Annotated in this window: 10 protein-coding genes; 7 read left to right on the top strand and 3 right to left on the bottom strand. The window is 34.7% G+C overall.

What is annotated here, in order from left to right:
• Positions 1-132: 132 nt before the first annotated feature.
• Complete coding sequence (locus U5A88_RS11760; RefSeq protein ID WP_354206664.1) at positions 133-276, top strand: hypothetical protein; 144 nt, start codon at positions 133-135, stop codon at positions 274-276.
• Here U5A88_RS11760 and serS read toward each other — a convergent pair.
• Genes serS through U5A88_RS11745 form a run of 3 tightly spaced genes read right to left on the bottom strand, consistent with a single transcriptional unit; the run spans position 273 to position 3,115 of the window.
• Positions 273-1,547 (bottom strand): serine--tRNA ligase, encoded by a 1,275-nt coding sequence (serS, locus tag U5A88_RS11755; protein ID WP_354206663.1) that lies wholly within the window; start codon positions 1,545-1,547, stop codon positions 273-275. The genes U5A88_RS11760 and serS overlap by 4 nt on opposite strands.
• 43 nt (positions 1,548-1,590) lie before the next feature.
• On the bottom strand, positions 1,591-2,538 hold the full coding sequence (locus tag U5A88_RS11750) for a bifunctional riboflavin kinase/FAD synthetase (protein WP_354206661.1): 948 nt from the start codon (positions 2,536-2,538) through the stop codon (positions 1,591-1,593).
• 40 nt (positions 2,539-2,578) lie between these two features.
• A complete protein-coding gene (locus tag U5A88_RS11745; RefSeq protein ID WP_354206659.1) occupies positions 2,579-3,115 on the bottom strand; it encodes a hypothetical protein in 537 nt (178 codons plus the stop codon).
• A 74-nt stretch (positions 3,116-3,189) separates the two neighbouring features.
• On the opposite strand from U5A88_RS11745, the gene U5A88_RS11740 reads away from it, so the two are divergent.
• The 6 genes from U5A88_RS11740 (at position 3,190) to U5A88_RS11715 (ending at position 13,423) form a co-directional block, all read left to right on the top strand.
• A complete protein-coding gene (locus U5A88_RS11740; RefSeq protein ID WP_354206657.1) occupies positions 3,190-5,916 on the top strand; it encodes a T9SS type A sorting domain-containing protein in 2,727 nt (908 codons plus the stop codon).
• A gap of 101 nt (positions 5,917-6,017) precedes the next feature.
• A complete protein-coding gene (locus U5A88_RS11735; protein WP_354206655.1) occupies positions 6,018-8,801 on the top strand; it encodes a TonB-dependent receptor in 2,784 nt (927 codons plus the stop codon).
• Positions 8,802-8,822: 21 nt separating this feature from the next.
• Entirely contained in the window at positions 8,823-10,382 is a 1,560-nt protein-coding gene (locus U5A88_RS11730) for a G-D-S-L family lipolytic protein (RefSeq protein ID WP_354206653.1), read from the top strand.
• 238 nt (positions 10,383-10,620) lie between these two features.
• The gene (gene atpD, locus U5A88_RS11725; RefSeq protein ID WP_354206651.1) at positions 10,621-12,129 is read left to right on the top strand and encodes a F0F1 ATP synthase subunit beta; all 1,509 of its coding nucleotides are present in this window, start codon (positions 10,621-10,623) and stop codon (positions 12,127-12,129) included.
• A 16-nt stretch (positions 12,130-12,145) separates the two neighbouring features.
• Positions 12,146-12,439, top strand: coding sequence for a F0F1 ATP synthase subunit epsilon (locus tag U5A88_RS11720; RefSeq protein WP_354206649.1), 294 nt, complete (start codon positions 12,146-12,148; stop codon positions 12,437-12,439).
• A gap of 225 nt (positions 12,440-12,664) precedes the next feature.
• Positions 12,665-13,423: a M48 family metallopeptidase gene (locus tag U5A88_RS11715; RefSeq protein WP_354206647.1), complete on the top strand. Its 759-nt coding sequence runs from the start codon at positions 12,665-12,667 to the stop codon at positions 13,421-13,423.
• The last annotated feature ends 60 nt before the right edge of the window (positions 13,424-13,483 follow it).

The raw sequence follows: 13,483 nt of genomic DNA, 5'->3' as shown, positions 1-13,483 counted from the left end.
CATATACTTCAAAGGTACTAAAAGAAGTTTTAACTAATTAAAAATAATACGTGAGATAAAAAAATTACTTAACCCAATTTGCATTTTGGCACAACTATTGCCTTAAGCTTAAAAGCAACTAATTTTTTTACCATGAACGAGTTAAAACATCAGCACCAAATTGCTAAAGAACAAGCTACTTTTTATATGAAAAATGGTCAGATTAATGATTATTTTAATGCATTGTTAGAAATACAACGCTATAAAAAATTAATGGTAGCAGTAGTAGCAAATTAGTTTATACTATCAAACCCAGTATATTTTTGTAACACTTCTGGAATTTTAATTCCATTTTCGGTTTGATAATTTTCTAAAATTCCTGCCAGTACTCTGGGCAATGCTAATGCACTTCCATTTAGCGTATGAGCCAGTTCACTTTTACCCTCTGAATTTTTAAAACGCAATTTTAAACGATTGGCCTGAAAAGTTTCAAAGTTTGAAACTGAACTTATTTCTAACCACCTATCTTGAGCTGTTGAAAAGACCTCAAAATCATAGGTTAGGGTAGCAGTAAACCCGATATCAGCACCGCATAATCTTAAAATTCTATACGGTAATTTTAACTCTTGCAACATTTCTTTTACATGATTTACCATCCTGTCAAGTGCATCATAAGAATTATTAGGATGTTCAATTCTTACAATTTCTACTTTGTCAAATTGATGCAACCTGTTTAAACCTCTAACATGTGCTCCGTAAGAACCTGCCTCGCGTCTAAAACAAGGCGTATAACCAGTGTGTAAAATAGGGAAATCACTTTCTTTTAGTAAAGTATCTCTATAAATATTGGTAACAGGTACTTCCGCTGTGGGAATCAAATACAGATTATCACCCGTAACATGATACATTTGTCCTTCCTTGTCTGGTAATTGCCCGGTTCCAAATCCTGATGCTTCATTAACTAGCAAAGGTACTTGAACTTCTTGATAGCCAACTGCCGTATTTTTATCTAAAAAATAATTGATTAGTGCACGTTGTAATTTTGCTCCTTTACCTTTATAAACCGGAAAGCCGGCACCTGTTATTTTATTGCCTAATTCAAAATCTATAATGTCGTATTTTTTAGCCAACTCCCAGTGTGGCAAAGCTTTATCGTGCAATTTTGGAATATCGCCTTCTCTAAAAATTTCTTCATTATCTTCTTCGCCTTTTCCTTCAGGAACCAATATATTTGGGATGTTGGGGATTTGATACAGTAAATTATCCAAATTGTTTTGAGCTGTTACTAGCTGCTCGTTTAGCTGTTTGGATTTCTCCTTTAACTGACTTGTTTTTTCTTTTAACAAATTAGCTTTTTGTTGTTCTCCAGACTTAAACAGCAACCCTATTTCTTTTGAAAGTTTATTGGATTCTGCCAGAACAGTGTCTAATTCAGTTTGAATAGATTTTCGATTTTCGTCAGTTGAAATGACCTGTTCAATAATGTTTTCTGCATCGGTAAAATTCCGTTTTGCCAAACCTTTTAAAACAAGATCCTTATGTTCTCTAATAAAAGCTACTTGTAACATGTTTTTGGTATTAAGCCGACAAAGATAAGGATTAAAATTGCTTTTAACTAAACGAAACTTGGCCAGTTTCAATCAATTTTCTAGCTTGCTTTTCATCAACTTTAATCTGGGTGAACAAATTTTCTAAAGAATCAAATTTTTGCTCGTCACGTAAGCGATGGGCAATGGATATTTGAATAATTTCGCCGTACAGGTCTGCATTAAAATCCAGTAAATGCACCTCTATGGTCTGATGTTTTCCGTTAACCGTGGGCCGGAAACCAATATTCATAATGCCAAAAATATGTTGTTTGCCCAAAATGGTTTTAACTACATAAACCCCGGGCTTTGGTATAAGTTTGTATGTTTCTTTAATGTTAATATTTATGGTAGGATAATTATTTTTTTTGCCCAAACCTTTGCCGTGAACAATAGTTCCGGTAAGTAAATATTCATAACCTAAAAAACTATTTGCTTTTTGAATATCTCCTTCTAATAATGCTTCGCGGATTTTTGTTGAGCTTACAGAAACATTCTTAATGTCTTGTGCGGGAATTTCATCAACGGTAAATCCATAAAGCGAACCGTATTCTTGCAATTGTTCAAAATTACCTTCCCTATTTCTACCAAAATGATGGTCGTAACCAATTACCAATTTTTTTAGTTTTAATCTTTTAATTAGAATGTTTCTCACAAAATCAACTGCGGTTAACCTAGAAAATTCTTTTGTAAAAGGTTCAATAACCAAATGCTCTAATCCTGTTTTTTCCAATAAGGAAATTTTCTCGTTTAAAGTAGTTAATAATTTTAAGTCTGTGCCTTGTTGCAAGACCATTCTAGGATGGGGAAAAAAAGTAAGGATAACCGAAGCGTAACCGTTTTTTCGACCTTGCTTTACCAGTTTTTTTATAATTTCTTGATGCCCAATATGAACACCGTCAAAAGTACCAATCGTGATAATTGAGGTGTTTTCTTTTCCAGTAAATTCTATAGTTGAATGGTGTATTTGCACTAAGAAGAAGTTTTACGGCAAAAATAGTCAAATTTTGAGACTATTTAAGTTTTACTGTTTCCTTAATCGTAGTCAGTAATTGTGGAATTTTACCTACGTTAAAATTCAAGTCAATACTTAACTCATTGTTGCTCTTAATCAACTTTAAGTTACCTTGTGTTACTTTAAAATAACCTGAAGTCCCATCTTTACAGTAGCAAAATCTACCATAAGTCATTTTTACATTTTGTAAATCTTCGTTAACTAGAGACAATTGTTCTTCATTTTTATCAATTTCAAAATAAAGTAACTCGCTATAATTGCTGTCAGCTGTATTTGGCAATTCATTTCTTTTAAACATGTATTTAACAACAATTTTATCTCCATCTTCTAGATTAATGTTATAATCTTGTTGTTCACCTTCTTTTACAGCTAACTCAGCATTAGGAATTATTTCAATGGAACATTGCGTGTCAACAGCACATTTATCTAAATTAAATATTTGATTTTCAGATAATTTGTTAAAATTAGTTGTGCTTTTTTTGCCTTTGCAATTCAACAAGGAAAAAATAAGAATACTAAAGAGAATTAATCTCATAAAATCAATTTTGGTAAAGATATTAAAACTCCTTTAAAAACTTCTATTATATTTGTTATAGCATTCTATTAGGTATGAACCAGAAACTTTACGCTTATTTTATTTCAACCATAGGGATACTCTTGGTTTGTGCCAATGGATTCGCTCAAGAAAAAAAACTATGGTCAAAAGTTAATGCTATAGATAATACGGAGCAGTTGCTTGAGACTAAGACTGAAATAAAAAAGCACCAACTTTTTACTTTGAATATTAATCAGTTGAAAAACAAACTTCAGTTCAATTCTAAATCAAATAAAACTTCAAAAATTATTGAATTTCCTGATGTTGATGGAAATTTTTTAAAGTTTAAGGTTCATGAAAAACCCTTATTACATTCTGAATTGGCTAAAAAATTCCCATCTATAAAGTCTTATTATGGCAGAGGAATTAATGATAAATCACTAAGTGTTCATTTTACTACAACTAAATTGGGATTGCACGCAATGATAGTATCTCCAGAAAAAGGAACGATGTTTATTGATCCCTACACAAAAAATAGAAAAAAGTATAGTGTTTATTATAAGAAAGATGCTGTTACAAATAAGGGTTTTATATGCTCGGCGGTAGAAGAGGAAATAACAAAGACCAAAAACAGCTTTTTAAAAAGTGCTTCAAACGATTTAAAATTGAGAACATTTAGATTGGCCATTGCTACTACCGAAGAGTATTCAACTTTTCACGTTGATGCCGCAGGAGTAGGTGCTGGTAGTACGCGTACCGACTCCATTAACGCAGTACTGTCAGCCATAACGGTTACAATGAGTCGTGTAAACCCAATTTTTGAGCGTGATGTAGCCTTAACCATGCAATTAGTGGCTAATAACGACCAGATTATTTATTTGGAAACCGATTCAGGGGTTGATCCTTATACCAATAATAATGGTTCTGCTATGTTAATTCAGAATCAAAATAATATTGACAATGTTATTGGTACTGCCAATTATGATATTGGACATGTTTTTAGTACAGGCGGAGGAGGAGTTGCCAACAGAGCTTCGGTTTGTGGTAGCAATAAAGCCAAAGGTGTAACTGGATCCAGCCTACCTGTTGGCGATAGTTTTGATGTTGATTATGTTGCCCATGAAATGGGGCACCAATTTGGAGCAAACCATACCTTTAACGGTACTGCAGGTAATTGCGGTAATGGCAATAGAAATAATACTACGGCTGTTGAGCCAGGTAGTGGATCTACCTTAATGAGCTATGCTGGAATATGCGGTCCTCAACAAAATATACAGAGTAATAGTGATAGTTATTTTAGTACTATTAGTATTTCAGAAATATTTGATAATATAACCAATGGAGCATCTCAATGTGCCACAGTTTCAAATTTTACATTTAATTTACATCAACCTACTGCCAACGCGGGTAGCAATTTTACAATACCTAAATCAACACCTTTTGTTTTAAAAGGTCTAGGGTCAGATGCAGATGGAGATGTTTTAACCTATTGCTGGGAACAAATAGATAATGAAGTTAATGGTATTCAAATACCTCCTTCATCAACCCAGACACAAGGAGCAATTTTTCGTTCTTTTACCCCAACTTTAGAAGCAAATAGATATTTTCCTAACATGCAATCATTGGCTCTGGGCGGGTCTTCAACATGGGAAGTACTACCTAGTGTTTCTAGAACTATGGACTTTGCTTTAACCGTTAGGGATAATGTTGTGGGCGAAGGACAAGCTATTGTAGATAATGCTACCATAACAGTAAACGATGCCGCAGGTCCTTTTGTAGTTACTTCTCAAAATAGTACTGGAATTACTTGGGTAGAAAATGATAGTAAAGTTATTACTTGGGATGTTGCTGGTACTACCGCAAATGGAATTAATGAAAATAATGTCAACATCTTATTGTCATTAGATGGTGGGTTAACTTTTCCTACTGTCCTTGTCTCAAACACACCAAATGATGGTATTGAAAGTATTATTGTGCCAAATACGCCCTCAGCAAACGTTAGGATTATGGTACAAGCTGTGTCAAATATTTTCTTTGCTATAAATAGCGAAAATATATCCATTGGTAATTTTCAAACTACTTGTACAACGTATCAATCTACAGATGTACCCAAATCAATTCCTGATGCAAATACAGCAGGTGTGGTTTCAACCATTAATGTGCCGAGTAATTTTTTAGTCTCTGATGTAAATATATCGTTAGATATTACGCATTCTTGGTTGTGGGATTTACAAATTTATTTAAAAGCTCCCAACGGAACGGAAATATTAATTTATGATAGAACGTGTGGATCTTCAGGACAACAAAGACGAAACATCAATGCTACCTTTGATGATGAAGCCAGTTCAGTAATTTGTAATAATGCTATCCCCGCTATTTCGGGCAATACTAAATCACAAGATTTATTGTCTACATTTAATAGCCTTTCATCTTTAGGTAACTGGCAACTAAAAGTTGTCGATAATTCTCACGGAGATGTTGGTACAATAAATAATTGGTCAATAGAGCTGTGTCAAACTAATCAAACGGTTAGTGTAGATGATTATGGTTTCAATAACTTTAAGGTTTATCCTAACCCATCTGATGGAAAAATTAATTTAAAATTAGATGCATTTAATGCTGAAGATGTGAATGTTAAACTGTACGATATTAGTGGTAGAGAGGTCTATAGTTCTACTTACCCTACAATAGATTCCTACTTTAATAAGTCGATAAATTTACATTCTTTGGCAAAAGGAGTTTATTTTCTGAAGGTGACTAAAGGAAAAGCATTTGGCATGAAAAAAGTTATTCTATACTAATAACGAGTAAAATTTTCTCAAAAATTTATTATGCATGCATTGTATATTTATCTCAAAAAAATTGTACTTTGCGAAAATATTAACTCAAATTGAATTTTATTATGATTAAATATCTAGCATTTGTATTTACTTTTTTTCTAGTTTTTACAGTTAGTGCACAAACCATTGTCTCAGGAAAAGTGATGGATTCAAATGGAGAACCAATACCAGGGGCTAATATTATTGTGGTCGGTACTACCATTGGTACGTCTTCGGATTTTGACGGTCTTTACAAGTTGACCGTAGATCAGGAACCTCCTTTTTCAATTCAGGCAAGTTTTTTAGGATTACAATCGGTTACTTCAGAAGTAACCAGCAATCCACAAACATTAGATTTTACGCTTGTAGAAGGAAATGAGTTAGATGAGGTGGTAATCTCAGCTTCTCGTACTCCTGAAAGAATTTTTGAATCACCTGTAACCGTAGAAAGAATGGGTGTAAGAGATATTAAAACAACAGCATCTGCCGATTTTTATGAAGGTTTAGAAAACTTAAAGGGTGTAGATGTAAACACCAATAGTTTAACCTTTAAATCGGTTAATACAAGGGGTTTTGCCACTTTTGCTAATAATAGATTTATGCAATTGGTGGATGGTATGGACAATTCAACTCCTGCGTTAAATTTCCCGATTGGAAATTTAGTAGGTATGGTTGAAACAGACGTAGCGAGCGTTGAATTACTGCCAGGTGCTTCTTCAGCATTGTATGGAGCAAATGCCTTTAACGGAATTCTATTTATGCGTAGTAAAAACCCATTTGATCATCAAGGTATTAGCGTATCTATGAAAACAGGTATAACTTCTCAAGAAGCTGCTGGTGATAACGCTTATAATGATTTTGGTATTAGGGCAGCCTATAAATTTAGTGAAAAGTTTGCAGCAAAAATTAATTTTGGTTACTTAAAAGGAACAGATTGGGCAGCTGCGAGCGATGTAGATAAAACTACTGTTGGCGGTACTAGGGCTGATTTGAATTATGATGGCCTTAATATATACGGTGATGAGGTTTCAACAAATATAAATGGTGTTGCTAAAACGTTAGAGAGCTTAGGCGTTTTGCCAGCCGGAGCAAATGCTTTAGTGCCATCTGTTGTTGTGAGTAGAACAGGATATAAAGAAAGTGACTTAACCGATTATAATGCCGAAAGTGTGAAAGCAGATTGGGGTCTTTATTATAGACCAATAGAAGGTAATAGTTTAGAACTTTCGTATGTTGGTAAAGTAGGAACAGGTTCCACAATTTACCAAGGAACTAATCGATACAATATTGATGACTTTTTTCAAGAGCAGCATAAATTAGAAATTAGAAATGATAATTTCTTTTTAAGAGGTTATGTAGTTGCTGATAGAGCAGGTGATTCTTATGATATGGTCTTTACAGGTATAAATATTAATAGAGCTTGGAAAGATGACAACACTTGGTTTGGTGAATACGCGGGTACGTTTGTGCAAGCAACATTGGGCGGAGCCACAGAAGATCAGGCACATGCGGCAGCAAGGGCTCAAGCGGAATCGGGTCGTTATGCACCAGGATCTCCAGAGTTTAAAGCTGCATTTAATAGAAGTATAGCTGACCCTAATTTATCTACGGGTTCTAAATTTCAAGATGCTTCTAAATATTATCATTCAGATGCCAATTATAACTTTAGCCATTTAATAGATTTTGCAGATATTCAAGTTGGTGGCTCATACAGAAAGTATAGTTTAAACTCTTCTGGAACTATTTATACTGATGCCGATGGGCCAATCGATTATTCTGAATATGGTGTTTATACTCAAATTCAGAAAGGTTTTGAATTGGGTGAAAGTTCAGAGTTAAAAATAACAGGCTCTGCCCGTTATGATAAGTCAGAATTTTTTGATGGCTTCGTTTCTCCTAGATTATCTCTTGGTTTAACTGTAAATAGAAATCATAATATTAGAGCTTCTGTTCAAACAGGATTTAGAAACCCAACGACTCAGGATTTGTTTATTGGTTTAGATGCCGGTAGAGCGATTTTAGTTGGTGCGGCTCCTGCAAATTTAGATAGGTATTCTAGAGATTTTACTGTAAGTGGTGGAGGTCAAGCATTAGGAGTACCTGCAACAATTACACAAACTGGGGCGGTTGCTTATAATAATTCGTTTACAGCATCTTCTGTACAAGCGTTAGCAGCTACAGGAAATCCAGCGGTGTTAGAAGTTGCAAACCCATCCTTAGTAAAGCCAGAGCAAGTAACTTCTGCTGAAATAGGATATAGAGCTAAAATTAGTAGAGTAACTGTTGATTTAAGTGCTTATTATAACGAGTACAAAGATTTCATTTCTCAAGAAGTAGTAATATCACCATACTACGGTACTGTTGGTGATAACACATTGTCAGTTGCTGCTATAGCAAATGATGATTTTCAAGCATATAGTACTTATACGAATTCAAAAGCACCTGTTAGTTCTTATGGAGGTTCTATTGGGTTAACAGCTAAAATATTTGGTAATTTTGAATTAGGAGGTAGTTATACCTACGCGAAATTAGATTTTGATAAAGATAAATACCCAGACTTTACTACTAACTTTAATACTCCTGAGCATAAATTCAAAGCCACTTTTGGGAATAATGAACTGTTTAAAAACGTTGGATTTAATGTAGCATATAGATTTAGTGATGATTATTACTGGGAAGCCACTTTTGGAAATGGGGTAGTTCCAGAATTCCATACATTGGATGCACAGATTAACTTCAGAGTACCAAGTATGAAATCTACTTTTAAATTGGGCGGAACAAACCTATTGGGTGATGAATACTTTACGGCATACGGTACTGGATTTATAGGTTCCCAATACTATCTATCTTGGACAATAAATAACTAACAAATAATAAAACATAATTTTATGAATACTAAATATATATGGTTGTTACTAATCCTTTTCGGATTTACAGCTTGTAACGATATTGACGATGTTTTAGCGGACAATAATGTTGAAACTCCTGAAGAAGTTGTACTGCCTAACCTAACAGCTGGTTCGGCAAATTTTTCAACTTTTGTTGCAGTTGGTAACTCTTTAACCGCTGGTTATACTGATGCAGCTTTATTTAAGATAGGTCAAGAAAATTCTTTATCTAATATTTTAGCACAAAAATTTGCAATGGCAGGTGGAGGTAATTTCTCACAACCTTTAACAAATGATAATATTGGTGGTTTGTTATTAGGTGGTAATCCAATTGCAAGCCCTAGACTTTTCTTTAACGGTGCTGGTCCGGCAGTTTTACCGGCTGCACCCACAACTGAAGTCTCTGCTGTAGTGGCTGGTCCTTATAATAATATGGGTGTGCCTGGTGCAAAAAGTTTTCATTTATTGGCCAATGGTTATGGTAACATTCAAGGATTGCCAAACATGGCAAATCCATATTTTGTAAGAATGGCTTCTAGTCCTAATGCAAGTGTGCTAGAAGATGCTATGGCTCAAAACCCTACTTTCTTTTCACTATGGATTGGGAATAATGACGTTTTAGGTTATGCTACAACTGGAGGTGATGGTTCAAACCCGATTACGGATCAAGGAACGTTTGATTTTGCTATAAGTACTTTAGTTACTTCACTTTCTTCAGGTGGTGCTGGCGGTGTTGTAGCTAACATTCCTGATGTAACCTCTATACCTCATTTTACAACTGTTCCTTATAATCCATTAGACCCCACAAATCCAGCTTTTGGACCTCAAATACCTACGTTGAATGCGACTTTTGCGGCATTGAATGGAGCATTTGATTTTTTAAAAGTACCAGAGCGTAAAGTTGTTTTTGCAACAGATGCTGCAAGTGCTGTGCTTATACATGATGAGTCTTTGCCAAATATATCGGTTCAATTGGCTGCAGTATTACAAGCCGGGGGTTTAGATCCAGTTACAGCTGGTATTTATGCAAATCAATTTGGGCAATCAAGACAGGCTACAGCAGATGATTTATTAGTATTGCCAAGTTCAAGCGTTATAGCTACGGTTAATACTGAATATTACACACAATTGGTTACTGCTGGAGTTCCTATGGAAACAGCTGGTCAATTGGCAGTAAATGGAATAACATATCCATTAAGAGATAAGTGGGTGTTGTTACCAAGCGAACAAGCAGAAATTAAAACAGCAACGGATGCATTTAACGCAACAATTAGTAATGCTGCAAGCCAAGCAGGTTTGGCTTTTGTTGACGCTAATGCATTAATGAACCAGTTGGCAGATACTGGATTGTCTTATGGAGATTATAGCATTACAGCAAACCTAGTTACAGGAGGTGTATTTTCTTTAGATGGTGTGCACCCAACAGCTAGAGGGTATGCATTTTTAGCTAATGAGTTCATGAAAGCAATCGATGCTAAATACGGTTCAAATTTTGAAGAGGCAGGAGCCATGACTAAGGCTGGAGATTATCCGACTAATTATAGCCCTGCATTACAATAGTAAAAAAACATAATTTTTTATTAGAAGGCTGTCTGAAATTGTTTTAGACAGTCTCTTTTTTTGAAGTTTTTTAGATGATTTTTTGGCCTCAAAAAAGAAACAAAAAATACTTAAAAAAACACTTTTACAATAAGTATAAATAATTTACCTTTGCACCTCGTAAAACGAGATTGTTTTTTCTTGCTTTTTAGCTGAACAACAATTTAAGACAAAATTGAAACCAAAATAATTAGATATAATGGCTAAAGTTACAGGTAAAGTTGCTCAAATTATTGGTCCGGTAATAGATGTTGAATTCTCAACCGATTCTGACCTTCCTAGAATTCATGACTCTTTAGAGATATACAGAGAAGATGGTTCTATACTAGTTTTAGAGGTAGAACAGCATGTTGGACAAGACACAGTGCGTTGTATTGCAATGGATTCTACGGATGGTTTAAGTAGAGGTTATGAAGTTATTGCAACGGGTAACCCAATTCAAATGCCTATTGGCGATGATATTTATGGACGATTGTTTAATGTAACCGGAAATGCTATTGACGGATTAGGTGATTTACCTAAAGAAGGAAAAGATGGTTTATCAATTCACCGTGAGGCCCCAAAATTTGAAGATTTATCTACTGCAACGGAAGTTTTATTTACAGGAATCAAAGTAATTGACCTTATTGAACCTTATGCCAAAGGTGGAAAAATTGGATTATTTGGTGGAGCAGGAGTTGGTAAAACCGTATTGATTCAAGAACTGATTAATAATATTGCCAAAGGTCATGGTGGTCTTTCAGTTTTTGCAGGAGTTGGAGAAAGAACTAGAGAAGGGAATGATCTACTTCGTGAGATGTTAGAGTCTGGTATTATAAGATATGGTGATGATTTTATGCACTCTATGGAAGAAGGCGGATGGGATTTATCTAAAGTAGATAAAAAAGGAATGAAAGAATCAAAAGCAACGTTTGTTTTTGGTCAGATGAACGAACCTCCTGGAGCTCGTGCTCGTGTTGCCTTATCTGGTTTAACCATTGCCGAGTATTTCCGTGATGGAGCAGGAGATGGTCAAGGTAAAGATGTGCTTTTCTTTGTAGATAATATTTTCCGTTTTACACAAGCGGGTTCTGAGGTTTCGGCTTTATTAGGTCGTATGCCATCTGCGGTAGGTTATCAACCCACCTTAGCTACCGAAATGGGAGCTATGCAAGAGCGTATTACTTCAACTAAAACAGGTTCTATTACTTCTGTACAAGCGGTTTATGTACCTGCAGATGATTTAACAGATCCAGCTCCAGCTACAACTTTTGCTCACTTAGATGCAACTACAGTATTATCTCGTAAAATTGCTGAGTTAGGTATTTACCCTGCGGTTGATCCATTAGATTCTACATCTAGAATTTTAAATGTTGAAACCTTAGGTCAAGAGCATTATGATTGTGCTCAAAATGTAAAAGAGTTATTGCAACGTTATAAAGAATTGCAAGATATCATCGCTATTTTAGGAATGGAAGAATTGAGCGAGGAGGATAAATTGGTTGTACACAGAGCACGTAGGGCTCAACGTTTCTTATCACAACCTTTCCACGTAGCAGAGCAATTTACAGGTATTCCAGGTGTATTAGTTGATATTAAAGATACTATTAAAGGATTTAATATGATTATGAATGGTGAGTTAGATCATTTACCAGAATCAGCCTTTAACTTAAAAGGATCAATTCAAGAAGCAATTGAAGCTGGTGAGAAAATGCTAGCAGAAGCCTAGACTAAAGACCAAAAGAATGAAATTAGAAATAGTTAGCCCAGAAGCAATTATATTTAATGCTGATGTTGATTCGGTTACTGTACCGGGAATAAATGGTGAATTTCAAATGCTTGAAAATCATGCCCCAATAGTTTCTCTATTGACTGAAGGACAGATTAAAATTCATACACATAATCAGGAACATAAAGAATTTGACGAGTTGACTGGAAAGTTAACAAAACATCCTGATGATGATAAAGTTTTAGTATATCCAATTACTTCAGGTACTATTGAATTAAAAGATAACAACGTAATTATTTTGGCAGATTAATAGCTAAAAAATAATAGTTAAAAATATAAAACCTCAGAGCCTAGCTTTTGAGGTTTTTTTGGGATAAATATTTTCTTCAACCCCAAAATTCAGGGGTAGAAATTCTACTACTAATAGGTTAGATTTCAATGTGATTTATCATCAAATTTGGTATAAAATTATTAAGGATAATATGTGTTTATATTATCTCAACAACTTAACATAAAAACTAAAAAAATAAAATTAATGATTACTTTATTGGTGCTTACGATTATGAGTGCTAATGCACAATTTGGGAAAGTATTGAAAAAGACTAAAAATGTAGAAGCAGGTAAAAAATTGATTAAAGCGGCTACACTTTCTGACGAAGAAATGGCAATATTATCATTACAATCTGTAAAATGGATGGATGAAAATAATCCTATAGCAGAGGCGGGAGACCCTTATGCAGATAGGTTGGCCAAATTGGTAAAAGGCTTAGAGAACGAAGATGGTTTAGAATTAAATTTTAAAGTGTATCGTGTAATAGATGTTAATGCTTTTGCGACACCTGACGGAAGTGTTAGAGTTATGGCCGGTTTAATGGATTTAATGACCGATGATGAGATTTTAAGTGTTATTGGGCATGAAATAGGTCACGTAAAATTAGGCCATTCTAAAAAACGATATCAATCCGCATATTCAATTTCAGCAGCAAAAGATTTAGCAGTTGCCAACACAGGAGCCGGCAAAATTTTGGCAGATGAAGAAATTGGTAATTTTGTAGAAAATGTTGCCAACGCACAGTTTTCTCAAAGCCATGAGTCTGCTTCTGATGAATACGGTTTTAAGTTCATGGTAAAACACGGTATGAACTATCATGCCATGCAAGGGGCTTTTCAAAAGTTAGCTGATTTAAGTGAAGATGGAGGCAAGGGTTCATTAACTTCATCTCACCCAGGTTCCGCAAAACGAGCCAAAAGAGCTAAAGAATGGGCAGAAAAACAAGATGCTAAGAAAGAATAAATGGAGTGAGTCTCCATAGGATAAAAAAATGCCACTCAAATTTTGAGCGGCATTTTTTTT

This window comes from Aureibaculum sp. 2308TA14-22, from assembly GCF_040538665.1.
In the GTDB taxonomy this organism is placed as follows: domain Bacteria; phylum Bacteroidota; class Bacteroidia; order Flavobacteriales; family Flavobacteriaceae; genus Aureibaculum.
The sequence above is the reverse complement of the archived record's forward strand: the minus strand, read 5'-3'. Positions and strand labels throughout refer to the sequence as shown.

Coding starts and splice junctions, on each gene's coding strand:
- atpD (WP_354206651.1), top strand. CDS start 10,621: ATGGCTAAAGTTACAGGTAAAGTTGCTCAAATTATTGGTCCGGTAATA.
- U5A88_RS11735 (WP_354206655.1), top strand. CDS start 6,018: ATGATTAAATATCTAGCATTTGTATTTACTTTTTTTCTAGTTTTTACA.
- U5A88_RS11740 (WP_354206657.1), top strand. CDS start 3,190: ATGAACCAGAAACTTTACGCTTATTTTATTTCAACCATAGGGATACTC.
- U5A88_RS11760 (WP_354206664.1), top strand. CDS start 133: ATGAACGAGTTAAAACATCAGCACCAAATTGCTAAAGAACAAGCTACT.
- U5A88_RS11745 (WP_354206659.1), bottom strand. CDS start 3,115: ATGAGATTAATTCTCTTTAGTATTCTTATTTTTTCCTTGTTGAATTGC.
- U5A88_RS11730 (WP_354206653.1), top strand. CDS start 8,823: ATGAATACTAAATATATATGGTTGTTACTAATCCTTTTCGGATTTACA.
- serS (WP_354206663.1), bottom strand. CDS start 1,547: ATGTTACAAGTAGCTTTTATTAGAGAACATAAGGATCTTGTTTTAAAA.
- U5A88_RS11715 (WP_354206647.1), top strand. CDS start 12,665: ATGATTACTTTATTGGTGCTTACGATTATGAGTGCTAATGCACAATTT.
- U5A88_RS11720 (WP_354206649.1), top strand. CDS start 12,146: ATGAAATTAGAAATAGTTAGCCCAGAAGCAATTATATTTAATGCTGAT.